21 protein-coding genes are annotated in these 24,203 nt (G+C 71.6%); 13 read left to right on the forward strand and 8 right to left on the reverse strand.

Annotated elements, in window-relative coordinates; all coding sequences use genetic code 11:
* Positions 1–70: 70 nt before the first annotated feature.
* Together OG904_RS06585 and OG904_RS06590 are read right to left on the reverse strand one after the other, a co-directional pair.
* Positions 71–1,321, reverse strand: coding sequence for a spermidine/putrescine ABC transporter substrate-binding protein (locus tag OG904_RS06585; RefSeq protein ID WP_405488322.1), 1,251 nt, complete (start codon positions 1,319–1,321; stop codon positions 71–73).
* A gap of 49 nt (positions 1,322–1,370) precedes the next feature.
* The gene (locus OG904_RS06590) at positions 1,371–2,897 is read right to left on the reverse strand and encodes a gamma-aminobutyraldehyde dehydrogenase (protein WP_405497815.1); all 1,527 of its coding nucleotides are present in this window, start codon (positions 2,895–2,897) and stop codon (positions 1,371–1,373) included.
* Positions 2,898–3,091: 194 nt separating this feature from the next.
* On the opposite strand from OG904_RS06590, the gene OG904_RS06595 reads away from it, so the two are divergent.
* Together OG904_RS06595 and OG904_RS06600 are read left to right on the forward strand one after the other, a co-directional pair.
* Positions 3,092–3,643, forward strand: a complete 552-nt coding sequence (locus OG904_RS06595; RefSeq protein WP_405488324.1) for an NADAR family protein — start codon at positions 3,092–3,094, stop codon at positions 3,641–3,643.
* A gap of 549 nt (positions 3,644–4,192) precedes the next feature.
* Positions 4,193–5,821, forward strand: a complete 1,629-nt coding sequence (locus tag OG904_RS06600) for a TROVE domain-containing protein (protein WP_405488326.1) — start codon at positions 4,193–4,195, stop codon at positions 5,819–5,821.
* A gap of 179 nt (positions 5,822–6,000) precedes the next feature.
* Here the strand turns inward: OG904_RS06600 and OG904_RS06605 are convergent, their stop codons facing one another.
* On the reverse strand, positions 6,001–6,723 hold the full coding sequence (locus OG904_RS06605) for a DUF4190 domain-containing protein (RefSeq protein ID WP_405488328.1): 723 nt from the start codon (positions 6,721–6,723) through the stop codon (positions 6,001–6,003).
* A 108-nt stretch (positions 6,724–6,831) separates the two neighbouring features.
* Here OG904_RS06605 and OG904_RS06610 point away from each other — a divergent pair, with 108 nt between their 5' ends.
* The 5 genes from OG904_RS06610 to OG904_RS06630 all read left to right on the forward strand — a co-directional run bounded on the left by OG904_RS06610 (position 6,832) and on the right by OG904_RS06630 (position 11,919).
* On the forward strand, positions 6,832–7,857 hold the full coding sequence (locus OG904_RS06610) for an adenosine deaminase (protein ID WP_405488330.1): 1,026 nt from the start codon (positions 6,832–6,834) through the stop codon (positions 7,855–7,857).
* A gap of 20 nt (positions 7,858–7,877) precedes the next feature.
* The gene (locus OG904_RS06615; RefSeq protein ID WP_405488332.1) at positions 7,878–8,567 is read left to right on the forward strand and encodes a glycerophosphodiester phosphodiesterase; all 690 of its coding nucleotides are present in this window, start codon (positions 7,878–7,880) and stop codon (positions 8,565–8,567) included.
* Positions 8,567–9,793 (forward strand): sensor histidine kinase, encoded by a 1,227-nt coding sequence (locus OG904_RS06620; RefSeq protein WP_405497817.1) that lies wholly within the window; start codon positions 8,567–8,569, stop codon positions 9,791–9,793. The genes OG904_RS06615 and OG904_RS06620 overlap by 1 nt, the downstream gene beginning before the upstream one ends.
* Positions 9,790–10,551 carry a response regulator gene (locus OG904_RS06625; RefSeq protein ID WP_405488334.1) on the forward strand — a complete coding sequence of 254 codons (762 nt, stop codon included), beginning with the start codon at positions 9,790–9,792 and terminating at the stop codon, positions 10,549–10,551. Before OG904_RS06620 ends, OG904_RS06625 begins: the two co-directional genes overlap by 4 nt.
* Before the next feature lie 147 nt (positions 10,552–10,698).
* Positions 10,699–11,919, forward strand: coding sequence for a serine hydrolase domain-containing protein (locus tag OG904_RS06630; RefSeq protein ID WP_405488336.1), 1,221 nt, complete (start codon positions 10,699–10,701; stop codon positions 11,917–11,919).
* A 7-nt stretch (positions 11,920–11,926) separates the two neighbouring features.
* Here OG904_RS06630 and OG904_RS06635 read toward each other — a convergent pair whose 3' ends face one another.
* The 3 genes from OG904_RS06635 to OG904_RS06645 all read right to left on the reverse strand — a co-directional run bounded on the left by OG904_RS06635 (position 11,927) and on the right by OG904_RS06645 (position 15,295).
* Positions 11,927–12,451 (reverse strand): hypothetical protein, encoded by a 525-nt coding sequence (locus tag OG904_RS06635; RefSeq protein ID WP_405488338.1) that lies wholly within the window; start codon positions 12,449–12,451, stop codon positions 11,927–11,929.
* Positions 12,452–12,558: 107 nt separating this feature from the next.
* Positions 12,559–13,737 carry a PotD/PotF family extracellular solute-binding protein gene (locus tag OG904_RS06640; RefSeq protein WP_405488340.1) on the reverse strand — a complete coding sequence of 393 codons (1,179 nt, stop codon included), beginning with the start codon at positions 13,735–13,737 and terminating at the stop codon, positions 12,559–12,561.
* 118 nt (positions 13,738–13,855) lie between these two features.
* The gene (locus OG904_RS06645; protein WP_405488342.1) at positions 13,856–15,295 is read right to left on the reverse strand and encodes a gamma-aminobutyraldehyde dehydrogenase; all 1,440 of its coding nucleotides are present in this window, start codon (positions 15,293–15,295) and stop codon (positions 13,856–13,858) included.
* Between the two features lie 171 nt (positions 15,296–15,466).
* On the opposite strand from OG904_RS06645, the gene OG904_RS06650 reads away from it, so the two are divergent.
* The 6 genes from OG904_RS06650 to OG904_RS06675 all read left to right on the forward strand — a co-directional run bounded on the left by OG904_RS06650 (position 15,467) and on the right by OG904_RS06675 (position 21,485).
* Positions 15,467–15,970: an Lrp/AsnC family transcriptional regulator gene (locus OG904_RS06650; protein ID WP_150517594.1), complete on the forward strand. Its 504-nt coding sequence runs from the start codon at positions 15,467–15,469 to the stop codon at positions 15,968–15,970.
* On the forward strand, positions 15,955–17,334 hold the full coding sequence (locus OG904_RS06655; protein WP_405488344.1) for an aspartate aminotransferase family protein: 1,380 nt from the start codon (positions 15,955–15,957) through the stop codon (positions 17,332–17,334). The genes OG904_RS06650 and OG904_RS06655 overlap by 16 nt, the downstream gene beginning before the upstream one ends.
* Positions 17,335–17,490: 156 nt before the next feature.
* Positions 17,491–18,264 carry an ABC transporter ATP-binding protein gene (locus OG904_RS06660; protein WP_405488346.1) on the forward strand — a complete coding sequence of 258 codons (774 nt, stop codon included), beginning with the start codon at positions 17,491–17,493 and terminating at the stop codon, positions 18,262–18,264.
* Positions 18,246–19,319: a hypothetical protein gene (locus OG904_RS06665; RefSeq protein ID WP_405488348.1), complete on the forward strand. Its 1,074-nt coding sequence runs from the start codon at positions 18,246–18,248 to the stop codon at positions 19,317–19,319. The genes OG904_RS06660 and OG904_RS06665 overlap by 19 nt, the downstream gene beginning before the upstream one ends.
* A 26-nt stretch (positions 19,320–19,345) precedes the next feature.
* Positions 19,346–20,443 (forward strand): LOG family protein, encoded by a 1,098-nt coding sequence (locus OG904_RS06670; protein WP_405488350.1) that lies wholly within the window; start codon positions 19,346–19,348, stop codon positions 20,441–20,443.
* Between the two features lie 142 nt (positions 20,444–20,585).
* On the forward strand, positions 20,586–21,485 hold the full coding sequence (locus tag OG904_RS06675) for a hypothetical protein (protein ID WP_405488352.1): 900 nt from the start codon (positions 20,586–20,588) through the stop codon (positions 21,483–21,485).
* A gap of 52 nt (positions 21,486–21,537) precedes the next feature.
* On the opposite strand, the gene OG904_RS06680 is transcribed toward OG904_RS06675, so the two are convergent.
* The gene (locus OG904_RS06680) at positions 21,538–22,578 is read right to left on the reverse strand and encodes an ABC transporter ATP-binding protein (RefSeq protein WP_405488354.1); all 1,041 of its coding nucleotides are present in this window, start codon (positions 22,576–22,578) and stop codon (positions 21,538–21,540) included.
* The gene (locus tag OG904_RS06685) at positions 22,578–24,194 is read right to left on the reverse strand and encodes an ABC transporter permease (protein WP_405497819.1); all 1,617 of its coding nucleotides are present in this window, start codon (positions 24,192–24,194) and stop codon (positions 22,578–22,580) included. Before OG904_RS06685 ends, OG904_RS06680 begins: the two co-directional genes overlap by 1 nt.
* Between the last annotated feature and the right edge of the window lie 9 nt (positions 24,195–24,203).

Below are 24,203 nucleotides of genomic sequence, written 5' to 3' on the forward strand. Positions count from 1 at the left end.
GGTGTGTCGTGGAAGGGGCAGGTGCCGGTACGGGTGTCTGTTGCCGGCGGGGGGACGGCGGCGGGACCCGTCAGGCTCCGATGAGCTTGGCGAACTTCTCCTCGTACGCCGTCTCTTCCTCACTGGTGAGGGAGCGGAAGGCGTGCGACTTGGCGGACATCGCCTTGTCCGGGACGATCAGGACGTTGTCCGCGAGCGCCGGATCGATCTTGGCCAGCTCGTCCTTGACGCCCTCGACGGGGCAGACGTAGCTGATGAACGCGGCCAGCTGGGCGGCCACCGCGGGCTCGTAGTAGTAGTCGATGAGCTTCTCCGCGTTGGCCTTGTGCCGGGCCTTCACGGGGACCAGCAGGTTGTCGCTGGAGGTGATGTAGCCGGCCGCCGGGATCGAGTACTGGATGTCCGGGTTGCCGGCCTGGAGCTGGATGACGTCGCCGGCCCAGGCCAGGCAGGCTGCGAGGTCGCCCTTGTCGAGGTCCGCGGTGTAGTCGTTGCCGGTGAAGCGGCGGATCTGCTTCTTGTCCACGCCCTTCTGGAGCCGGCCGATCGCCTCGTCGTAGTCGGCGTCGGTGAAGTTCGCCGGGTCCTTGCCCAGGTCGAGGAGGGTCATCCCGACGCTGTCGCGCATCTCGGTCAGGAAGCCGACGCGGCCCTTGAGGGAGGGGTCGTCGAGCAGCTGGGTGACGGAGTCGACCTTCTTGCCGCCGGTCGCCTTGGTGTTGTAGGCGATGACGGTGTCGATGCCGGTCCACGGGTAGCTGTGCGCGCGGCCCGGGTCCCAGTCGGGGTTGCGGAACTGGGGGATCAGGTTGGCGTAGGCGTGCGGGAGGTTGGAGGGGTCCAGCTTCTGCGCCCAGCCGAGCCGGATGATCCGCGAGGCGAGCCAGTCGGTGACGACGATCAGGTCGCGGCCGGTGTCCTGGCCGGCCGCGAGCTGGGGCTTGATCTTGCCGAAGAACTCGACGTTGTCGTTGATGTCCTCGGTGTACTTGACCTTGATCCCGGTCCGCTTGGTGAACGCCTCCAGCGTGGGACGGGACTTCTCGTCCTCGCTGGTGTCCATGTACTCGGTCCAGTTGGAGAAGTTGAGCTCCTTCTCCTGGGCCGAGTGGTCGTCGGAGGCCACGGCCGTGCCCTCCGTGCGTTTGGCGGGCGGGATGCCGCAGCCGGCGAGCGTGGTCAGCCCGCCGATCGTGAGCGCTCCGACTCCGGAGGCGCGCAGCAGCGACCGGCGGGTGAGGGCGCCGCGTCCGCTGTCAAGGCTGCGTCGCATCGCGGCGAGTTGCGCCGCCGAGAGACGGCCGGGCTCGAACTGCTCCATGGGAGGTGCCCTTTCGGGATGGGTGCGCCGCTGGTCGAGCGGCTGACGGCTATCGGTCCCCGAAGATCGTGCGGTGCCAGTCCTTCGCGGCCACCGCGGTGTTGTCGTACATCACGTGCTTGACCTGCGTGTACTCCTCGAAGGAGTAGGTGCTCATGTCCTTTCCGAAGCCACTGGCCTTGTAGCCCCCGTGCGGCATCTCGCTGATGATCGGGATGTGGTCGTTGACCCAGACGCAGCCCGCCTTGATCTCGCGGGTGGCGCGGTTCGCCCGGTACACGTCGCGGCTCCAGGCGGAGGCGGCGAGACCGTACGGGGTGTCGTTGGCCAGCGCGATGCCCTCGTCGTCGGTGTCGAAGGGCAGGACCACCAGGACCGGCCCGAAGATCTCGGACTGGACCACCTCGCTGTCCTGGGTGGCGCCGGAGATGAGGGTGGGCCGGTAGTAGGCGCCGTCCGTCAAGTCGCCGCCGGGGATCTCGCCCCCGGTGACGACGGTGGCGTACGCGCGGGCGCGCTCGACGAAACCGGCGACCCGGTCGCGCTGGGCGTGCGAGACCAGCGGGCCGAGGTCCGTGGCCGGGTCGAAGGGGTCGCCGACGCGGACGGTCTCCATCAGCTCGGCGACCCGGGCGACGAAGGCGTCGTGGAGCGGGCGCTGGACGTAAGCACGGGTGGCGGCCGTGCAGTCCTGGCCGGTGTTGATCAGGGAGGCGGCCACGGCGCCGTTGGCCGCGGCCTCCAGGTCGGCGTCGTCGAAGACCAGGAAGGGGGCCTTGCCGCCGAGCTCCAGGTGGAGCCGCTTGACGGTGGCGGTGGCGATCTCGGCGACCCGCTTGCCGATGGCGGTGGAGCCGGTGAAGGAGGTCATCACCACGTCAGGGTGGCCGACCAGGTGCTCCCCCGCGTCCCGGCCGGCGCCGGTCACGATGTTGATCACCCCGTCGGGCAGGCCCGCGTCCTTGGCAGCCTGGGCGAACATCAGCGAGGTCAGCGGGGTGAGCTCGGCCGGCTTGAGGACGATGGTGTTGCCCGCGGCGATCGCCGGAAGGATCTTCCAGGCGGCCATCTGCAGCGGATAGTTCCACGGCGCGATCGAGCCGACCACCCCGATGGCCTCGCGGCGCACGTAGGAGGTGTGGTCCCCGGAGTACTCGCCGGCGGCCTGCCCCTGGAGGTGGCGCGCGGCGCCTGCGAAGAACGCGGTGTTGTCCACGGTCCCCGGCACGTCGAACTCCGTCGACAGCTTGACCGGCTTCCCGCACTGCAGGGACTCGGCGAGGGCGAAGTCCTCCGCCCGCTCGGCCAGTACGCCGGCCAGCCGGTGCAGCGCGTCGGAGCGCTCGCCGGGGGTGGCGCCGGACCAGCCGGGGAAGGCTCGCTTGGCGGCGGCGACGGCCGCGTCCACGTCGGCGGTGGAGGCCAGCTCGTAGGTGAGCACCTCCTCGCCCGTCGCGGGGTCGACCACGGTGTGTGACCGGCCCGAGGTGCCGGGCCGCAGCTGCCCGTCGATGTACTGCGCGCCTGCGGCGAATCGGTCCTTGACCTGGACCTTGACCTGGAAGCGGTTGCCCATCACGCTCTCACGCTCTCCGTAGCTACAGTTCGAGCTACAGCTCGAATTGAGTGCCGATCCTGACAGAGGTGTACCCCTCGGCCAAGTGATTCCGTTGTTGCCTTTTGATTACGCGACGGAATCGGTCGACCATGTGTCGAGGCGCGCCCGAAATCCCGTACGAAGTGTCCGTGGCTCCTGCGAGACTCGCATGCATGGAGATGATCGAGAAACTGATCGGGCAGGTCAGCCGGGGTGAACGCGTGAAGTACCTGCCCTTCTGGGGACACCGTCCGCGACCCGACGGAACGCTCGGTCCGAGCTGCCTCAGCCAGTGGTGGCCGTCCGCCTTCACCGTGCGTGACGTGCGGTACGCCACCGCCGAGCACTGGATGATGGCCGGAAAGGCGCGGCTGTTCGAGGACGCCGAGGCGGAGCGCGCGGCCCTGGAGGCGAAGAGTCCGGCAGCCGCGAAGAAGGCCGGGCGGCTCGTGCGCGGCTTCGACGACGCGGTGTGGCAGCGGGAGCGGTTCGCGCTGGTGGTGGAGGGCAGCGTGCACAAGTTCGGCTCCGCCCCGGCGCTGAAGTCTTACCTGCTGTCCACGGGCCGCCGGGTGCTGGTGGAAGCCAGCCCGATGGACCGGATCTGGGGCATAGGACTGGCGGCCGACGACGAGCGCGCGCTGGACCCGGCGCGCTGGCGCGGCCTGAACCTGCTGGGCTTCGCGCTCATGGAGGCGCGGGAGCGGCTGCGGGCCGAGGGGTAGCGGGCGGAGGGGTGGCGGGCGGAGGGGGCGGGCGGACGGGTGACGGGCAGAGGGGTGGCGTCGGAGGGGTGGCTGTCCCCCTCGGCTTCCGGTGCGTTAATCGATCGCGCCCCGCGGGGGCGGGCGGCTAGCGTGGTCCTCGTCCAGGTGCGAAGGCGAGACCTACTTCGACTCATAATCGGGCGGCCGCGGGTTCGAGTCCCGTCATCGGCTTCGGGCCGGTGTAGCTCAGCTGGTAGAGCACCTTGTGGTTTCGCCGGCTTCGATCTCTGGACACCTACGTCACGCACCTCCCGGTGCGCCTGGCTGCGGCTACTTCTTGCAGAAATCACGCCGCCGCCGCTTCTGATCTCGGGAGGCACGCGTGCGGAACGCCCGGTGCGCAGGCAGCGGTTACTTCGGATCGACTGGTCGCGGGTTCGAGTCCCGCCCGGCTCCGGCCGGTAGCTCAGCGGTTAGAGCGGTCGACATCATCCGCCGCCGACTTCGATCTCGGGCGTTCCGCACCTCGGACCTCCCCCTCTTTCCACTGAATTCGGGGGGATTCACATGGCTCGTTTCAACCTGCGCCCGTCCAGGGACGCGGCGCCCGCTGCACCCGCCTCGCCCGTATCGCCCGTCCGCTCGAGCGGCGCCCGGCGCCGCAACCACCACGGAAGCCCCGGCTTCGTCCGCGATCCGCGTTCCGAGCTGTTCCTGCTCGCCGTCGCCAACTTCGTGACGCAGCGGACCGCCTACGAGGACGGCCCGGCCCGCGACGACCGCTTCGCCGCGCTGGTGCGCACCCTCGCCGTCGAGGACCCCGAGTGGACGGCCGGCCTGCTCGGCTGGCTGCGCCGCGACGGCGGCATGCGTACGGCCTCGCTCGTCGGCGCCGCCGAGTACGTCAGGGCGCGGCTCGACGCCGGAGCCGCCGGCGGGCCGTCGAACCGGCGGGTCGTGGACTCCGTACTGCTGCGCGCGGACGAGCCCGGTGAGCTGCTCGCCTACTGGACGGCCGCGTACGGGCGGGCCGTGCCCAAGCCCGTCAAGCGCGGGATCGCCGACGCGGTGCGCCGGCTCTACGACGCGAAGTCCCTCCTGAAGTACGACACCGCCTCCGCCCGACGGGGATTCCGCTTCGGCGACGTCCTCAACCTCGTGCACGCCTCCCCCGACCCGGCCAAGCCCTGGCAGGGCGAGCTGTTCCGGTACGCCCTCGACCGCCGGCACAACCCGGAGAGCGCCGAGGTGCCGGCGACGAGCCGCACCCTCCTCGCGCACCGGGCCCTGATGGAGCTGCCCGTGGAGGAGCGCCGGTCCGTGGTCACCGCCGCGGGCGGCGCCGAGCGGCTCGCCGCGGCGGGCATGACCTGGGAGGCGCTGGCCGGCTGGCTGCAGGGGCCGATGGACGCGGCCGCCTGGGAGGCGGTCATCCCGTCCATGGGGGCGATGGCGCTGGTGCGCAACCTGCGCAACTTCGACCAGGCGGGGGTCTCGGACGAGGTCGCCGGGCGAGTCGCGGCGAAGATCTCCGACCCGGAGTCCGTCGCCCGATCGCGGCAGTTCCCCTTCCGGTACCTGGCCGCGTACCAGCACGCGCCCTCGCTGCGCTGGGCGTACCCGCTGGAGCGGGCGCTCGGCCACTCGCTGGGCAACGTACCGGCGCTGCCCGGGCGGACGCTGATCCTGGTGGACCGCTCCGGATCGATGTGGTCCCCGCTGTCGGACCGCTCGCAGCTGAACCGGGCCGACGCGGCCGCGATCTTCGGGACGGCGCTGGCGCTGCGCGCCGAGGACGCGGACCTGGTGCAGTTCGGCACCGGCAGCAAGGAAGTCGCCTACGACCGGGGCGAGTCGGTGCTGAAGGTGCTGGAGAGGTTCGAGAACCTCGGCGGTACCTACACGGCCGAGGCCGTGCGCACGCACTACGCGGGGCACGACCGGGTACTGATCGTCACGGACGAGCAGGCCGGCTACGCCTACGGCGGGGACCCGACCTCCCTGGTGCCGGACACGGTCCCGGTGTACACGTGGAACCTGGCCGGATACCGGGTGGGCCACGCGCCCTCCGGGTCCGCGAACCGGCACGCCTTCGGCGGGCTCACCGACGCGGCCTTCCGCATGGTCTCCCTCATCGAGGGCGGCCGGGACGCCACGTGGCCGTGGGCGGCCCCGGCCGGGGCCGCGGCCGTCTGACGGTGTGACGGCGTGACGGCGTGACGGCGTGACGGCGTGACGGCGTGACGGCGTGACGGCGTGACGGCGTGATGGTGTGACGGCGTGATGGTGTGACGGCGTGATGGTGTGACGGAGGGCCGGGCGGGGACACATCGTGTCCCCGCCCGGCCCTCCCGCCGTACGGTCCGACGCGCGGCTCAGCCCCGGTAGAGGACCTGGGTGTTCTGGTACGGGGTCGAGTACCCCGAGTCGGAGTCGGACTCCGAGTCGCTGAGCAGCACACCGGCGATGGCCAGCGCGATGAACAGGCAGCTGATCACGATGCCGACCGCGCCGGTGATGATGCCGGCCAGGGCCATGCCGTCGTTGTCGGCCTCTCCGCGCCTGGCCTTGCCTCGGCCCAGCACGCCGAAGATGACGGCCGGTATGCCGAACAGGAGGCCGAGGTAGCAGCTGACCACGGCGATGATCCCGAGCACGAGCGCCGTGACCCCGAAGCCGTTGCTCTTGGGCGCGTAGGGCGCGTATCCGCCGCTGCCCGGGTATCCGCCGGCCGGGTATCCGAGGTCCCCCGGATATCCAGGATGGCCCCCGTACCCCGGGTACGGGGGCTGCTGGGCCGGAGGCTGGGCGGCGGGATGGCCGTACCCGGCGGGATCCGGCTGGGCCGGGTACCCGTAGGCGGGGGTCGGCCCGGGCTGGGGGGCGGGGGTCGGGGCGTACGCCGGCGCGGGCCCGGCCGCCGGGGACTGCCCCGGTACCGGCGCGCCCGGGGGTATGCCGGCCCCCGGCATACCCGCGACGGTCTGCTGGTCGTGCACCCCCGGCGCACCCGGCCCGTCCTGCTGCTTCCCCAGTCCGACCGCGGGCCGCTCCAGCGGTGCCCAGGGGTCTCGCGACTCGGGGCTCTGATCGGTCATACGGCGCCCCCCTCTCGTACAGCCATGCTATGCGCTCCCTCCGACAGCCCCGGCCCTGCCTACGATGAAGTCCGATCCGTCCGCACCACGTCCTCCGGAGGCACCCTCATGCCCGACCTGCACCCCTTCATCGCGGGGCTGCCCAAGGCCGAACTGCACGTCCACCACGTCGGCTCGGCCTCCCCCCGCATCGTGGCCGAACTCGCCTCCCGGCACCCCGACTCGAAGGTGCCCACCGACCCCGAGGCCCTCGCCGACTACTTCACCTTCACCGACTTCGCCCACTTCATCGACGTGTACCTCTCCGTCGTCGACCTGGTCCGGACCCCCGCCGACGTACGCACCCTCACCTTCGAGGTTGCCCGCGACATGGCCCGCCAGAACATCCGGTACGCCGAGCTCACCGTCACCCCGTACTCCTCCACCCGGCGCGGCATCGACGAGAAGGCCTTCATGGAGGCCATCGAGGACGCCCGCAAGGCCGCCGAGGACGAGCTCGGCGTCATCCTGCGCTGGTGCTTCGACATCCCCGGCGAAGCCGGTCCGGAGGCCGCCTCCGAGACCGCCCGCCTCGCCGTCGACCTGCGCCCCGAGGGCCTGGTCTCCTTCGGCCTGGGCGGTCCGGAGATCGGCGTGCCGCGCCCGCAGTTCAAGCCGTACTTCGACGCCGCCCGCGCCGCCGGGCTGCACAGCGTGCCGCACGCCGGCGAGACCACCGGCCCGGAGACCATCTGGGACGCCATCCGCGACCTGGGCGCCGAGCGCATCGGCCACGGCACCAGCGCCACCCAGGACCCGGAGCTGCTCGCCTACCTCGCCGAGCACCGCATCGCGCTGGAGGTCTGCCCGACCTCCAACATCGCCACCCGCGCGGTAGCCGACCTCGACCTGCACCCCGTCAGGGAGATGGTGGCGGCCGGTGTGCTCGTCACCATCAACAGCGACGACCCGCCGATGTTCGGCTCGGACCTCAACAACGAGTACGCGGTGGCCGCCCGGCTGCTGGACCTGGACGAACTGGGTCTCGCGCAGCTCGCGAAGAACGCCGTCGAGGCCTCTTTCCTGGACCCGGCCGGCAAGGCGAAGATCACCGCCGAGATCGACACGTACACCTCCGCCTGGCTGGCCTCCTGACGGCTGCGCAGAATGGGTGCATGCGCACCCTGACTGCCGTAGGCCACCGCGGAGATCCCTACCGCGTCCGCGAGAACACCCTGCCCTCGATCCGCTCCGCCTTCGCCCGCGGGGCGGACGCGGTGGAGATCGACGTACGGATGACCCGCGACGGGGTCCCCGTACTGCTCCACGACGAGAGCCTCCAGCGGCTGTGGGGCCACGGCGTCCGGCTCGAGGACGTCACGGCCCCGCAGCTGGCGGAGCTCACGGACGGCGGGATCCCGACCCTGCGCGAGGCCCTGATGGCCGCCGGAGCGGGCCGGGTCATGGTCGATCTGCCGGGTGCGACGGCGCAGGCGGTACGGACCGTCGTCGGTCAGGTCCGCGAGTGCGGGGCGCGCGACCGTACGTACTACTGCGCGGGTCCGTCCACCATGCTGGCGGTGCGCGCCGCCGATCCGGGCGCCGAGATCGCGTTGACCTGGACCACGCTGGCGCCGCCGCGCCGGGTGCTGATCGAGGCGGTGGCGCCGACCTGGCTCAACTACCGCTTCGGGCTGGTCACCCGGGAGCTGGTGGACGCCCTGCACCGGGACGGCCTGCTGGTGTCGGCCTGGACTCCGGACACCAAGCGCTCGATGCGCGGGCTCATCAACGCAGGGGTCGACTCCATCACGACGAACCGGGTGGACGTACTGGGATCCGTACGGGCCGGCCTCGGCCGGTGATACGGGCCTGGGGGGAGCTCGGCGCGCGGATCCGGGGGGCCGATCCGCGCCGGCAGGACCTGGGGCTGGCGCTGCTGGTGCAACTGGCCGTCACGATGCCGTTCGTGGTGCCCCGCTCCGCCGACGTACCGCCCGCGGACTGGGTCTCGTACGCGATGACCACGCTCGGCGTGCTCCCGCTGGTCTGGCGGCGACGGGCTCCGGTGGCGGTGCTCGTCGCGATCCTGGTGGCCGGCGGCGCGTACAAGCTGGCGGTCGACGGTCCCGGGCAGCCGCTTCCGTACCCGGGGCTGATCGCCTTCTACACGGTCGCGCTGCTGTGCCCGGCCCGGGTCCGGCTGGCGGTGGGCGGGCTCACCGTCCTCGCGGTCGCCCTGTCGGTGGGCTGGAACACCGGGAGCGCGCGCGAACTGCTCTTCACCCTCTTCGTCTCGGGCGCGGCGTACGCGCTGGGCCGCCTCCAGCACACGCGGCAGGCCTACCTGAGCGCCGTGGAGGACCGGGCGGAGCAGCTGGAGCGGGCCAACCGGATCGAGGCGGAACAGGCGGCCGCCCGCGAACGGGCCCGGATCGCCCGGGAGATGCACGACATCCTCTCGCACGCGGTCAGCATCATGATCGTGCAGGCGGAAGCCGGACCGGTGGCGGTGCGCAGGGCCCCCGAACGGGCCGAGGCCGCGTTCGAGGCCATCGCCGAGACGGGCCGGGACGCGATGGCGCAGCTGCGCACGATGCTGGGGGTGCTGCGGACGGAGGAGGCCGCGCCGCGCCGGCCGCAGCCCGGCATCGAGGAGCTGGCCGGGCTGCTGGAGCGGGTCCGGGGCAGCGGGCTGGAGGTGGGTTACGAGCGCACGGGCCCGGTGCGCGCCCTGCCGGCGGCTTTGGAGGCGACCGTGCACCGGGTGGTGCAGGAGGCGCTGACCAATGTGGTCAAGCACGCCGGGGCTTCGGCGGTGGACGTGCGCCTGGAGTACGCGGAGCGGGAGCTCACGGTGACGGTCACGGACGACGGGCGGGGACCGGGTGCGGTCTCCGTGCCGGGGGCGCTCGCGGGTGCCCGACCGGGCGGGGGCCCGGGTGCCCGCCCCGGCGGGCACGGCCTGATCGGGATCCGGGAGCGGGCGGCCGCGCACGGCGGGACGGCCCGGTCGGGCCCCGGCCCGGGCGGCGCCGGGTTCGAGCTGAGCGTCGTCCTTGTAACGTCGGGTCCGGAGGTGGGGAATTGACGATCCGTGTGGTGGTGGCCGACGACCAGGAGCTGGTGCGCAGCGGCTTCGCGATGATCCTGGACGTCCAGGAGGACATCGAGGTGGTGGCGGAGGTCGGGGACGGCGCGGCGGCGGTCGCGGCGGTGCGGGAACTGGCGCCCGATGTCGCCCTGCTGGACGTCCGGATGCCGGTGCTGGACGGGATCGAGGCCTGCCGGGCGATCTCGGGGACGAGCTCCTGCCGCACGGTGATGCTGACGACCTTCGACTCGGACGAGTACGTGTACGAGGCGCTGCACGCGGGGGCCAGCGGGTTCCTGCTCAAGGACGTGCGGCGGGACGATCTGGTGCACGCCGTACGGGTGGTGGCGGCGGGCGAGTCCCTGCTGGCGCCCTCGGTGGCCCGGCGGCTGATCTCGCAGTACACGGCGGCCACGGCCCGGTCCGCGGCCGGTGGGGCGCTGTCCGCGGAGCGGCTGGGGGTGCTGACGGCGCGGGAGCGGGAGACGCTGCTGCACCTGGGGCGGGGGCTGTCGAACGCGGAGCTCGCGGCGGAGCTGATGGTGAGCGAGCACACGGTCAAGTCGCACGTGGGGAACGTGCTGTCGAAGCTGGGGCTGCGGGACCGGATCCAGGCGGTGATCTGCGCGTACGAGACGGGGCTGGTCTCGGCCGGGGCGGTGGCCGGCGCGGGGGCCGGTCCGGGGGCCGGTCCGGGGGCCGGTCCGGGGGCCGGTCCGGGGGCTGGCTCTCCGGTATCTCCCTCCCGGGAGTGAGAGGCCGGGTGCCTGCTCCCTCTCGGTGGTGAGTTGTCGTACCGGTAAAGACCCCTCTTGGTGGTGATCCGCAACTGCCCCTCTGACCAGCAGCATTGAGGTCATCGGGGCGGAAGTCGCCCGGAGAGCCGACAGGGGGATCCCACCATGAACGCAACGACCCGCACGCTGATCGCCACCGCCCTGCTCCTGGGCGTCGCGGCCGAACCGGCCGTCGCCCAGACCGCTCCGGCACGGGCACAAGCACAGGTGGTGCCGGTGACGGCTTCGGTTCCGGCACGGGAGCCGGGACCGCTGGTCTCGACCCCGCCGAATGCCGCGGCGCTGCGGAAGGCGATCGCGGGGCTCGGGGCCCGGCACGGGGAGGCGACGGCCGCGCTGGTGCGGGTGGGCGGTACGAGCGGCAGCTGGCAAGGCAGTTCGGGTGTCGCGGACATCCGCAGCGGGCGCGACGCGATCGAGGACGCCCGGTTCCGGGCCGGGTCGGTGACGAAGACCTTCACCGCGGCGGTGGTGCTCCAGCTCGCCGCCGAAGGCAGGGTGGATCTGGACCGGCCGGTCCGCCGGTACCTCCCCGGGCCCGTCCCCGAGGCGTACGGCGCGGTCACCGTCCGGCAGCTGCTCGACCACACCAGCGGGATACCGGCGGCGGACGGGCCGGGCGACTCATTCGAGGCGCAGTGGGAGCACCGCTTCGACGTGACCGATCCACACGACCAGATCGCGGAGGCCGTGGCCAAGAGCCCCGAGTTCGCTCCGGGCACGGCCCAGCACTACCTGAACATCAACTACACGGTGCTGGGCGTGCTGATCGAGAAGGTGACGGGCACGACGTACGAGAAGGCGGTCGCGGCGCGGGTCCTGAAGCCGCTGGGGCTGAGGGACACCTCGTTCCCTGGCCGTTTCCAGACCCGCATACCGGGTCCGCACAACCACGGCTACCAAGCGGTGGCACGGGCCGACGGTTCGACCGGGCTGCGGGACGTGACCGAGTGGAACTCCTCGGACCGGTGGGCGGCGGGCGACATCATCTCGACCACGGCAGATCTGGAGCGGTTCACCGTCGCCCTGTTCAGCGGGCGCCTCGTACCGAAGGCGCAGCTGGAGGAGATGTTCACGGTCCCCTCGGTGAAGGACTTCGCCACGGGCAAGGACGCGACGCTGACGGCGGGGATGTCGCGGATCGTGCTGCCCGACGGCACGGTGGCCTGGGGCAAGACGGGTGGCCGGTACGGGTACAACACGGCGATAGGCGGCACCCGGGACCTGTCCCGCACCCTGGTGTACTCGGTCAACTCGACCGATGCCAAGGGCCAGGACATGAACCCGGTGGCCCTCGGCATCGTGATGGCGGCCTTCGCGAAGTAGTGCGGGCTCAGCTCCGGGCCTCGGCCGCGACCGGGACCGGGGCGACCGGGACCGGGGCGGCAGTCGGGGCCGGCGGCATGGCCTCCAGGCGCTTGATCATTCGGCGCAGGATCAGCAGGGGGATCACCCCGAAGACGCCGAACGACATGTCGATCAGCGACCACCAGACGGGGATGCCGCGGATGGGGGCGCAGATCAGGGCCAGCGGGACGATGCCGGCACAGGCGATCATGCCGGCCTCGACGATCCAGACGTTGCGGACCGGGTCGCGGTGGACGCCGTAGAAGAAGACGGCGATCACCAGGTGGGCGAAGGCGAGCCAGTCGGTGCCGTAGAGGAGGAAGGGGTATTCGGAGTCCGCCCGCTCCAGCCCGTCGCCGACGCGTCGCAACCACTCGTTGTCCACCAGGGCATTGGCCCAGTGCAGCTCGCCCACCAGGGGGAAGGCGGTGAGTCCACTCAGCACGAGGCAGACGAGGAACAGGACAAGCCAGGCACGGATCCGCCGCTGAAGGGCGCTTCTCTCGCTCATGGAAGGAAGCCTACGCAGGTTTCTGAACATGTTCAGCAGAATTGCTGAACATGTCCAGTTCCGTGGCCGGACCGTGATCGTGCCCTCGCAGACCGCTCACAGACCGCTCACAGACCGACGATGGAGTTCCAGCGCTTGGCGAAGGACACCCGCTCGGCCGAGGAGATGTCACGGGACACGACGAGCCGCTTGCGCATGTCCTCGTCGGGGAAGATCAGCGGGTTCTCGGCGAGTTCGGCGGTCTCCTTGTCCTCGGAGGCGGCCAGGACCTCGCGGGCGGCCGGAACCGGGCAGACGTAGTTGACGGAGGCCGCGAGCAGCGCGGCCACCTCCGGGTCGTAGTAGAAGTCGATCAGGGCTTCCGCGTTGGCCTTGTGCCGGGCGAGGTTGGGGACGAGCAGGCTCTCCGCCCAGAGCTCGCCGCCCTCCTCGGGGACCACGAACTCGATGTCGGGATTGTCGGCCTGCAGCTGGATCGCGTCCCCGGAGTAGGCCTGGCAGGCCAGGACGTCGCCCTTGCTGAGATCGGAGGTGTAGTCGTTGCCGGTGAAGCGGCGGATGTGCTTCTTCTTCACCATGCTCTCCACCTGGTCGCACATCCGGTGGAAGTCGGACTCGGTCCACTTGGTCACGTCGACGCCGTTGCCCTGCATCAGCAGGGAGAAGGACTCGTCGAGCCCGGAGAACAGGGTGACCTTGCCGGCCAGGTCCGGGTGCCACAGGTCCTTGACCGACTTGAGCTCCCGGCCGAGCGCCTTGCGGTTGTAGGCGATGCCGGTGATCCCCGACTGCCAGGGGACGGTGTGCAGCCGACCCTCGTCGAAGGCGGGCGAGCGCAGCTGGGGATCGAGGTACTTCGTCACGTTCGCCTGCGCCGAGCGGTCCATCTTCTGGGCCCAGCCCAGGCGGACGAAGCGGGCGGCCATCCAGTCGCTGACCACGACCACGTCGTGACCGGTCTGCTGGTGGTTCATCAGCGCCGGGCTGATCTTGCCGAAGAACTCGTCGTTGTCGTTGATCTCCTCGGTGTACCGGACCTCGATGCCGGTCTTCTCCGAGAAGGCGTCCAGCGTCGGACGCCGGTTCTCGTCCTCGTCGTCGGTGTCGATGTAGAGCGGCCAGTTGGAGAAGGAGACGCTCCGGTCACCCCCGGAACGGTCCTGCCCCTCCCGCCGGTTCTCGGGGACGTACGCGGCGGGGACACCACAGCCGGTGAGGGCGGCCAGCAGGCCCGCGGAACCGAGGCCGCGCAGCGCCGCGCGGCGGGAGAAGGCGAGTTCAGGCATGGGCAAAGCCTCGGGGAACGCGAAGGGGCGGGCAATAGACATGTTGTCTACTACCCGCCCCTTCAAGGCTGTGACCTGGTCGATGCGGCGGCCGGTCGGCCGCCCGCCGGGACCGGGGTCAGCCGTCGAGCGAGGTCATGACGTGCTTGATGCGGGTGTAGTCCTCGAAGCCGTAGGCGGAGAGGTCCTTGCCGTAGCCGGACTTCTTGTATCCGCCGTGCGGCATCTCGGCGACGAGCGGGATGTGGGTGTTGATCCACACGCAGCCGAAGTCGAGGTTCTTGGACATCCGCATCGCGCGGCCGTGGTCCTTGGTCCACACCGAGGAGGCGAGGGCGAACTCGACGTCGTTCGCGTACTGCAGGGCCTGGGCCTCGTCCGTGAAGGACTGGACGGTGATGACGGGGCCGAAGACCTCGTTCTGGATGATCTCGTCGTCCTGCTTGAGGCCGGAGACCACGGTCGGGGCGTAGAAGTAGCCCTTCTCGCCGACCTGGTGGCCACCCGCTTCGACCTTGGCGTGGGCGGGGAGGCGCTCGATGAAGCCCGCGACCTGCTTGAGCTGGTTCGGGTTGTTCAGCGCGCCGTAGAGCACGTCCTCGTCGTCCGGCTGGCCGGTCTTGGTGTCGGCCGCGTTCTTGGCCAGCGCCGCGACGAACTCGTCATGGATCGACTCGTGGACCAGTACGCGGCAGGCCGCCGTACAGTCCTGGCCGGCGTTGAAGAAGCCCGCCACCGCGATGTCCTCGGCGGCCTTGGCGATGTCGGCGTCCTCGAAGACCACGACGGGGGCCTTGCCGCCGAGCTCCAGGTGGACGCGCTTGACGTCCTTGGAGGCGCTCTCGGCGACCTGCATGCCCGCGCGCACCGAGCCGGTGATGGAGGCCATCGCCGGAGTGCGGTGCTCGACCATGGCCCGGCCGGTCTCCCGGTCGCCGCAGACGACGTTGAAGACGCCCGCGGGCAGGATCTCGCCGATGATCTCGGCCATCAGGACGGTGGAGGCCGGGGTGGTGTCCGAGGGCTTGAGGACCACGGTGTTGCCCGCGGCCAGGGCCGGGGCGAACTTCCAGACGGCCATCATCATCGGGTAGTTCCACGGAGCGACCTGGGCGCAGACGCCGACCGGCTCACGGCGGACGATCGAGGTCATCCCCTCCATGTACTCGCCGGCCGAGCGGCCCTCCAGCAGGCGCGCGGCGCCCGCGAAGAAGCGGATCTGGTCCACCATCGGCGGCAGCTCCTCGCTGGCCGTGAGGCCGAGCGGCTTGCCGGTGTTCTCCGATTCAGTGGCGACGAGCTCCTCCGCGCGGGCCTCGAGGGCGTCCGCGATCTTCAGCAGGGCCTTCTGGCGCTCGGAGGGGGTCGCGTCGCGCCAGGCCGGGAAGGCGGCCGCGGCGGCGGCCATGGCGGCGTCGACGTCCGCCTGGCCGGAGAGGGGAGCGGTCGCGTACGCCTCGCCCGTGGCGGGGTTGACCACCTCGGTGGTCCGCCCGTCGGCGGCGTCCTTGAACTCCCCGCCGATGTAGTTGCGCAGACGACGCAGTTCGGTGGTCACTACAGCCACACTCCTGTGATCACATGTCCAATGGTTGAGACAGCTACTCAGCCTAGCCCCTCAGGCCCCGTTTTCGACAGGCCCACCCACCACGAACTACGGAATCAGTGAGATCTGACTCCCGAAACAACGAATTACATCGTTCTCGCCTTGCGGAACAGACGACTCCTCGTGCACAGTGAGGACGTGGTCAGTCGAAGCGCAGATTCCAGGAACAGACAACCGTCCCCTTCGGTAGATGCTGTGTCCCTGGCGATCATCGAGCAACTGCAGGAGGACGGCCGGCGCCCCTACGCGGCGATCGGAAAGGCCGTGGGCCTGTCCGAAGCTGCGGTGCGCCAGCGGGTTCAGAAGTTGCTCGACCAGGGCGTCATGCAGATCGTCGCCGTCACCGACCCCCTCACCGTGGGGCTCCGGCGCCAGGCGATGGTCGGCATCAACGTCGAGGGAGACCTCGACCCGGTGGCGGACGCACTGACCGCTATGGCCGAGTGCGAGTACGTGGTCATGACCGCGGGCTCGTTCGACCTGATGGTCGAAATCGTCTGTGAGGACGACGACCACCTGCTCGAAACGATCAACAAGAAGATCCGCGCGCTCCCCGGCGTGCGATCAACCGAAAGCTTCGTTTACCTGAAGCTGAAGAAGCAGACCTACATGTGGGGAACGCGATAGCCGTGAGCCAGGACCTCTCCAAGACCGCCTACGACCACCTGTGGATGCACTTCACCCGCATGTCGTCGTACGAGAACTCGCCCGTACCCACCATCGTGCGGGGCGAGGGCACCTACATCTTCGACGACAAGGGCAAGCGCTACCTCGACGGTCTCGCCGGACTGTTCGTGGTCAACGCCGGTCACGGCCGCAAGGAACTGGCCGAGGTCGCGTACAAGCAGGCCCAGGAACTCGCGTTCTTCCCCATCTGGTCGTACGCGCACCCCAAGGCCGTCGAGCTCGCCGAGCGCCTCGCGCACTACGCCCCGGGCGACCTGAACAAGGTCTTCTTCACCACCGGTGGCGGCGAGGCCGTCGAGACCGCCTGGAAGCTGGCCAAGCAGTACTTCAAGCTGCAGGGCAAGCACACCAAGTACAAGGTCATCTCCCGCGCGGTGGCCTACCACGGCACCCCGCAGGGCGCCCTGTCCATCACCGGTCTGCCGGCCCTGAAGGCCCCCTTCGAGCCGCTGGTCCCCGGCGCGCACAAGGTGGTCAACACCAACATCTACCGCGCCCCGATCTACGGTGACGACCCCGAGGCCTACGGCCGCTGGTGCGCCGACCAGATCGAGCAGGAGATCCTGTTCGAGGGCGCCGACACCGTCGCCGCCGTCTTCCTGGAGCCGGTGCAGAACGCCGGTGGCTGCTTCCCGCCGCCGCCCGGGTACTTCCAGCGGGTCCGCGAGATCTGCGACGAGTACGACGTGCTGCTCGTCTCCGACGAGACGATCTGCGCCTTCGGCCGTCTGGGCACGATGTTCGCCTGTGACAAGTTCGGCTACGTGCCGGACATGATCACCTGCGCGAAGGGCATGACCTCGGGCTACTCCCCGATCGGTGCCTGCATCATCTCGGACAAGCTCGCCGAGCCCTTCTACAAGGGTGACAACACCTTCCTGCACGGCTACACCTTCGGCGGACACCCGGTGTCCTCCGCGGTGGCGCTCGCCAACCTCGACATCTTCGACAAGGAAGGCCTCAACCAGCACGTGCTGGACCACGAGGACGCCTTCCGCTCGACGCTGGAGAAGCTGCACGACCTGCCGATCGTCGGCGACGTCCGCGGCAACGGCTACTTCTACGGCATCGAGCTCGTCAAGGACAAGGTCACCAAGGAGTCCTTCACGGACGAGGAGACGGAGCGCGTGCTCTACGGCTTCCTCTCCAAGGCACTCTTCGAGAACGGCCTGTACTGCCGTGCCGACGACCGCGGCGACCCGGTCATCCAGCTGGCCCCGCCGCTCACCGCCCACCAGGGCACCTTCGACGAGATCGAAGGCATCCTGCGCCGCGTGCTGACCGAGGCCTGGACCAAGCTCTAAAGTCCGACCACACGGCCCGGATACCCCGTTCGAGTGAGAACACGGGTGTCCGGGCCGTGTGCTGTCACCATCCAAGACGTTCATCTCTTTACATCTCATTGCGGCGCCAGTGACCAAGCGGGCTCCGCTTCGTTCCCCCGGACGGAGGTGTACGCCATGGTGGCTTCGCCGGACAACGCCCCACCGGATAATGACGTCCTCTGGGCACGGTCCCTTCACTACTCCCACAGCGGTTCGCCGGGCCTCATCGGGGTCTCCGTCGGCGTCCGCGCGGGTGAGATCCTCGCCGTCACCGGCCCCCGCGGCAGCGGCAAGACCACCCTGCTGCGCTGCCTGTCGGGACAGCTGCTGCCCGAGCAGGGCGAGGTCTGGTTCAACAGCGTCCCCGTGCACGCCATGGGAGCCCTGGCCCGCGAGCGGCTGCGCCGCGACCGGTTCGGCTGGATCGGCCCCGAGCCCCGGCTGCTGGACGAGCTCCGGGTCTGGGAGAACGCGGCCCTGCCGCTGCTGATCACGGGCGCCACCCACCGCGCCGCCAAACGGGCCGCCTGCGAATGGCTGGACCGCCTCGACATCGGCGGCTACGCCCGCAAGTACCCCGGCGCACTCAACCGGGCCGAATCCCAGCGCGTCGCCCTGGCCCGCGCCCTCGCGAGCGAACCCGCCGTGGTCTTCGCCGACGAGCCCACGGCCCCGCTGCACCGCGCCGAACGCTCCCTGCTGCTGCGCGCCCTCACCACGGCGGCCCGGTCCCACGGCATCACCGTGCTGCTGGCCACCCACGACGAGGAGACCGCGGCCGCCGCCGACCGGCACGTCCCCCTGCTCGACGGCCGCCCGGCGGCCGCCGCCGCGGCCGCCGCCGCATCCCCGCAGAGCTCCTTCCCCCATCCCCCGGAGGACCAGGCCGCGTGCTCGCTCTCCGCCTAGCCCGCGGCTCCCGGCCGCTGGTCCAGCTGCGCCGGCTGCTGGTCGCCACCGCCTCGGCCGCCAGCGGCTTCCTGCTGCTGTACGTACTCGCGCAGGCGACGGCCCGGTCCGCCGGATCGTTCCCTCAGCTGGTGTGGGCCCTGGTCCCCCTCGCCGTCACCGTCCAGTTCGCCGTCGCCGTGGCCCGCAGCGACCCGGCGACGCGGCCCCGCGAGGGGCTGGACGCCGCCGGGCTGGGACCCGTACGGCTCACTCTGGTCGCCACGATCTCCACCGCCGTCGCCTGCGCCCTGGGCAGCGCCGTGGCCCTGGCCGTCTTCCTCCACCTGCGCGGGGACGTGTCCGGGCTGCCCTTCGACGGGGCCGGGGCGGAGCTGCTCCACACCGAGCAGCCGCTGCCCGTGGCGGCCGCCCTCACCCTGCTGGCCCTGCTCCCGCTGGCCGCGTCCGTGGCCACCGCCCTCGCCCTGCGCCCCCACTCCCGGCCCGCGCCGCAGACCGTACTGCCCTGGGGCATCGCCCTCACCGCGTGCGGACTCGCCTCCCTGGCCTACGCCGGACCCGGCGGAGCGGGCCTGCCCGTCGGCTGGACGCTGACCGCCGTCGGGCTCGCCCTCGCCGGTCCGGGCCTGGCCTACGCCTGCGGAACGCTGGTCCAGGCCGTACGCCCGGGCGCGCTCCGGCTGCTGGCCGGGCGGGCCCTCCAGGAGGAGGCCCCGCGGCTCGGCGCGCCCCTCGGCGTCCTGTGCGCGGTCGGCGCGGGCGCCCTCAGCGCCGCGGCCCTGCGCGATCACGGCGGCCTCCAGGTCCCGCTCGGCCCGCTCACCGCGCCCGCCGCCGCGCTGGTGGTGCTGTGCACGGCAGCGACCCTGGTCACATCCGCGGTCGAGGTCCACCAGGACCGGGCCGCCACCCGCGAGACGCTGACCGGCATCGGCGCCCCGGCCAAGGTCCTGCGTACGGCCGCGACCGTACGGGCCGGCGCACTGCTGGCCGTGTGCCTGCCGCTCAGCTGGGGTGTGTCACAGCTGACGTCACTGGCATTGACCCGCTGAGGCAGGCAGCCCTTAGGGTGGGCCGAATGGTCAACGCAGAGATCGAGATCGAGACGCTCGCCGAATTCGACCGGGTCGTGGCCCGCGGCTCGCTCAGCGGTTACCGGATCCAGTCGGTCAACCTCCTGGAGCGGACCTTCGCCCTGCTGTCCGCCGACACCTCGACGGCCGTGTTCCTGGGCTGCGCGATGGAGCCGGACGCCTCGGTCAAGGTCCGCGCGGACGGCGCCCTGGTCTTCCCGCCCGTCCCCGACCTGCCCTTCAACCCCTACCGCGGCCTGCTCTACACGGCCGAGGAGCTGTTCGCGGGCCTGGCCGCCGGTTACGAGGCCACCCCGGACGCCGAGTCGTACGCCTGGTTCCAGGAGACCAAGGCCGACGGGGACATCTACTCCTCGATGCTCCGCTCCATCCACGACGACGCCATCTCCGACGCCCTCGACGAACACCTCGTCGGCGCCCGCGTGGTCGGCGTGATGGGCGGCCACGCCATGGCCCGCGGCGGTGACGCCTACCGGGGCGCGGCCGAGCTCGGCCGGACCCTGACCCGCTCCGGGCTGACCGTGGCCACCGGCGGCGGCCCCGGCGCGATGGAGGCCGCCAACCTGGGCGCGTACCTCGCCCCGGCACCCGACGAGGCCCTGCCCGAAGCCCTTCGGATCCTGGCCGGGTCCCCGTCCTTCACGCCGTCGGTCACCGATTGGGCGCGGGCGGCCTTCGCCGTGCGCGAGCGCTGGCCGGCCGTCGCGGGCGGCGACTCCGTGGGCATCCCGACCTGGTTCTACGGACACGAGCCGCCGAACGCCTTCGCCGGCCACATCGCGAAGTACTTCGCGAACGCCACCCGGGAGGACGGGCTGCTCGCCCGGTCCAACGCGGGCGTGGTGTTCCTGCCGGGCGCGGCGGGCACGGTCCAGGAGATCTTCGACAACGCGACGCCCAACCACTACGAGTCCCGGGGCGAGCCGACCCCGATGATCCTGGTCAACCGCGCCCACTGGACCGAGCGGCTGCCCGCCTGGCCGCTGCTGCAGGCCCTGGCCCGCGGCCGGGCGATGGAATCGCGGATCGCGCTGGTCGACTCGGTGGACGAGGTCCCGGCGGTCCTCGCCTCGATGAAATAGCCGGGCCGTCCGTACGGGCTGTACAGCCCGTACCGCCCATACAGCCGAAAAATGGCCCGGCCAGGCAACTTCCCGTCCCTTTTGCACGTCTGCAAGAGGTACGCACAACGCAAAACCTGCCAGACGTGAACGGAGCCCCCGGGTGCTCATAGGCCTGCTGACCGCTGTCGCGGCGTCCATCTGCTACGGCACGGGATCCGTCCTGCAAGCCGTCGGCTCCCGGCGGGCGGCCCGTACGTCGCCCGCCGACTCGGGGGTCACGCAGCACGGCGGCCCGAACCTCTCCTCCACCGCGAAGGCCGCGATGACCTGGGAGTTCATCGTCGGCACGATCCTGGACTTCGTGGGCTTCGGCCTCGGCGCCCTGGCCGCCCGCCTCCTGCCCCTCTTCCTCTCCCAGACGGTCATCAGCGCCAACCTGGTGATCACGGCCGTGCTGAGCGTGAAGATGCTGGGGATCCGGCTGACCCGCAGGGAATGGACCTCGATCGGGGTCGTCTGCACCGCTCTGGTCCTGCTGGCGACGGCGGCGGGCCACGAAGGCGGCCACCACGCCCCGGCCGCCACGCACTGGTGGCTCCTGGCGGTGACCGTACTGATCATTGCGGGGGGCACGGTGGCGGTACGGTTCCTCGGCGACCGGGCCGCGATCCTGGCGGGCCTGCTGTCGGGTCTGGCGTTCGGCGCGCTGGGCGTCGGGGTCCGCATCCTGAACGGCGTGGAGCCGTTCTCCTTCCCGGCGCTCCTGTCCGACCCGGCCCTCTACGCCATCGTCCTGGCGGGGGTCGGCGGCATGTACCTCCACACCGTGGCGCTCCAGATCGGCTCCGTGAACGGTGCCACCGCCGCCCTGGTGGTCGGTGAAACCGTCCTCCCCGGCGCGATCGGCGTGCTCTGGCTCGGCGACGCCTCCCGCCCGGGCATGGCCTGGCTGGCGGTCCTCGGCTTCGTCCTGGCGGTGACCGGCGCGGTCGCGGTCGCCTGGTTCGGCAACCACGACGGCGCCGCGGAACCCGCGGAGCTCAGCCCCGCCGGCGTCTGAGGCGCGGGGCCCGGGGCCGAGCGAGCCCCGGCGTCCCGCGCAGCGGCCGGCCCTACTCCCCCGGCAGGACGACCACCTCGGCCGGGGCGAAACCCACCGCGACCCGGTCCCCCACCGAAGGGGCCCCGGCCAGCCCGCACTCGGCCTCCAGCACCGGCCCCGCCTCCGGCCGCAGCCGCAGCGCGACGTGCGTCCCGCGGAAGGTCCGCGACACCACCTCGCAGCCCAGCCCCTCGGGAGACAGCACGACCCCGGCCGGCCGGATCAGCACCTTCCGCTCCCCCTCCGGGGACCCGTCCGGCACCGCGACCTTCCCCCACGGGGTCACGGCCGCGCCGCCCGCGACCACCGCCGTCGCCACGTTCTCGAAGCCCAGGAACCGCGCCACGAACTCCGACGCCGGACGCTCCCACACCTCCAGCGGGGACCCGGCCTGGGCGATCCGCCCGTCCCGCATCACCACCACCCGGTCGGCGAGTGCGAACGCCTCGCCCTGGTCGTGCGTGACGGCCAGCACCGTCGTGCCCAGGCCCGAGAACAGCCCCCGCAGCTCCACGACGAGCCGCTCGCGCAGCCCGCGGTCCAGCTGCCCGAGCGGCTCGTCGAGCATCAGCAGCCTCGGTGACGGCGCCAGCGCCCGCGCCAGCGCGACCCGCTGCTGCTCGCCGCCGGACAGCGAGGCCACCGCCCGGCGCCGCGCCCCGGGAAGCCCGACCAGCTCCAGGAGCTCCGCGACCCGGGCCTCGTAGGCCTGCTTCGAGCCGCGCCCGCCGCCCCGCATCCGCAGTCCGAACGCGACGTTCCCGCCCACGTCCCGGTGCGGGAACAGCTGGTGGTCCTGGAACATCAGGCCCACGCCCCGCCGGTGCACGGGCACCGCGGCCTGGTCGGCGCCGCCCAGCAGCACCCGCCCGGCCGAGACGCCCTGGAGTCCGGCCACGACCCGGAGCAGGGTGGACTTCCCGCTCCCGCTCGGCCCGAGCACGCAGACGATCTCGTGCTCGGCGACCGCGAGGTCCACCCGGTCCAGGGCGCACGCGTCCGCCCGCTCACCGAAGCGGACCGACACCCCTTCCAGCTGAAGCAGTGTCATCAGAACTCTCCGGAGGTCTTGTCGGGTCGCAGCCGCTCCAGCGCCAGCAGGGACACCGCGCAGACCAGCATCAGGATCGTGCTCAGGGCCATCGCCTGCCCGTAGTTCATCTCTCCGGCCCGGCCCAGCAGCCGCGCCACCGCGACCGGCAGCGTCGGATGGTCCGGCCGCGCGATGAAGACGGTCGCCCCGAACTCCCCCAGGGACACGGCGAAGGCGAACCCGGCCGCGATCATCAGGGCCCGCCGCACCATCGGCAGGTCCACCTCCCGCCAGGCCCGCAGCGGCGAGGCGCCGAGCACGGCGGCGGCCTCCCGCAGCCGGCCGTCCACCGCGCGCAGTACGGGCAGCATGGTCCGTACGACGAAGGGCACGCCCACCAGGGCCTGCGCCAGCGGCACCAGGATCCACGAGGTCCGCAGGTCCAGCGGCGGCTCGTCGAGGGTGATGAGGAAGCCGAAGCCGACGGTCACGGCCGACACCCCCAGCGGGAGCATCAGCAGCGCGTCGAAGCCCCGCACGAAGCGGCCCTCCCGGCGGGTCAGCGCCGCGGCCGCGAGCCCGCCGACGAGCAGCGCGATGGCGGTGGCGGCGAGCGCGTACTGCAGGGAGTTCCAGATGGCCTCCAGCGGCGGCACCAGGAACGTTCCGCCGCCGGCGCCCACCTCCTGCAACGCCCGGTAGAAGCCGAACCCGTATCCGCCGGGGGCGTCCAGGGAGCGTTCCACGAGCACGCCGAGCGGGAGCGCGATCAGCAGCGCCACCGTCAGCAGCACCCCGCCGAGCAGGCTCCGCTGGGCCCAGCCGCGCGGCCGGTGCGCGGTGCGGGCCGGGTCCACGAGCCGCAGCGCCGCCTCCCGCTTGCGCACGGTCCAGGAGTGCACGCCGAGGATCGCGCCGATCGCCACGAACTGCACCATCGTCAGCACGGCGGCCGTCGGCAGGTCCAGGAGCTGGGCGGTCTGCCGGTAGACCTCCACCTCCAGGGTGGAGTACGCGGGCCCGCCCAGGATCTGCACGACGCCGAAGGAGGAGAAGGTGAACAGGAACACCATCAGCGAGGCGGCGGCCACCGCCGGGACCAGCGCGGGCAGCGTCACCCGCCGCCAGGCGGCGAACCGCCCGGCGCCCAGCACCCGGGCGGCCTCCTCCTGGCGCGGGTCCAGCTGCGCCCACAGCCCGCCGACCGTGCGGATGACGACGGCGTAGTTGAAGAAGACGTGCGCGAGCAGGATCGCCCAGACGGTCGTGTCGAGGCGGATCCCCCACACCTCGTCCAGCAGACCGCCGCGCCCTACGAGTGCCAGGAAGGCGGTGCCGACCACGACGGTCGGCAGCACGAACGGCACCGTCACGAGCGCCCGCAGCAGCTGTTTGCCGGGGAACTCGAAGCGCGCGAAGACGTACGCGCCGGGGAGTGCGATCAGGAGCGTGAGCGCCGTCGACGCGAGCGCCTGCCAGGTGGTGAACCAGAGCACCTCGCGGATGTCGGGCCGGGCCAGTACCTCGCCGATCCGGCCGAACTGCCAGCCGGTGTCGGTCTTGAGCCCGCGCCCGACGATCGCGGCGACGGGGTAGGCGAAGAACAGCCCGAAGAAGGCGAGCGGTACGGCCATCAGACCGAG

Source organism: Streptomyces sp. NBC_00096, from assembly GCF_045041305.1.
GTDB lineage: Bacteria > Actinomycetota > Actinomycetes > Streptomycetales > Streptomycetaceae > Streptomyces.

What these genes read in the sequence shown, in the direction of transcription:
- OG904_RS06585 (WP_405488322.1), bottom strand. Translation starts at nt 1,321, where the DNA reads ATGGAGCAGTTCGAGCCCGGCCGTCTCTCGGCGGCGCAACTCGCCGCG.
- OG904_RS06680 (WP_405488354.1), bottom strand. Translation starts at nt 22,578, where the DNA reads ATGACACTGCTTCAGCTGGAAGGGGTGTCGGTCCGCTTCGGTGAGCGG.
- OG904_RS06630 (WP_405488336.1), top strand. Translation starts at nt 10,699, where the DNA reads ATGAACGCAACGACCCGCACGCTGATCGCCACCGCCCTGCTCCTGGGC.
- OG904_RS06615 (WP_405488332.1), top strand. Translation starts at nt 7,878, where the DNA reads ATGCGCACCCTGACTGCCGTAGGCCACCGCGGAGATCCCTACCGCGTC.
- OG904_RS06640 (WP_405488340.1), bottom strand. Translation starts at nt 13,737, where the DNA reads ATGCCTGAACTCGCCTTCTCCCGCCGCGCGGCGCTGCGCGGCCTCGGT.
- OG904_RS06605 (WP_405488328.1), bottom strand. Translation starts at nt 6,723, where the DNA reads ATGACCGATCAGAGCCCCGAGTCGCGAGACCCCTGGGCACCGCTGGAG.
- OG904_RS06635 (WP_405488338.1), bottom strand. Translation starts at nt 12,451, where the DNA reads ATGAGCGAGAGAAGCGCCCTTCAGCGGCGGATCCGTGCCTGGCTTGTC.
- OG904_RS06610 (WP_405488330.1), top strand. Translation starts at nt 6,832, where the DNA reads ATGCCCGACCTGCACCCCTTCATCGCGGGGCTGCCCAAGGCCGAACTG.
- OG904_RS06595 (WP_405488324.1), top strand. Translation starts at nt 3,092, where the DNA reads ATGGAGATGATCGAGAAACTGATCGGGCAGGTCAGCCGGGGTGAACGC.
- OG904_RS06660 (WP_405488346.1), top strand. Translation starts at nt 17,491, where the DNA reads ATGGTGGCTTCGCCGGACAACGCCCCACCGGATAATGACGTCCTCTGG.
- OG904_RS06590 (WP_405497815.1), bottom strand. Translation starts at nt 2,897, where the DNA reads ATGGGCAACCGCTTCCAGGTCAAGGTCCAGGTCAAGGACCGATTCGCC.
- OG904_RS06685 (WP_405497819.1), bottom strand. Translation starts at nt 24,194, where the DNA reads ATGGCCGTACCGCTCGCCTTCTTCGGGCTGTTCTTCGCCTACCCCGTC.
- OG904_RS06600 (WP_405488326.1), top strand. Translation starts at nt 4,193, where the DNA reads ATGGCTCGTTTCAACCTGCGCCCGTCCAGGGACGCGGCGCCCGCTGCA.
- OG904_RS06670 (WP_405488350.1), top strand. Translation starts at nt 19,346, where the DNA reads ATGGTCAACGCAGAGATCGAGATCGAGACGCTCGCCGAATTCGACCGG.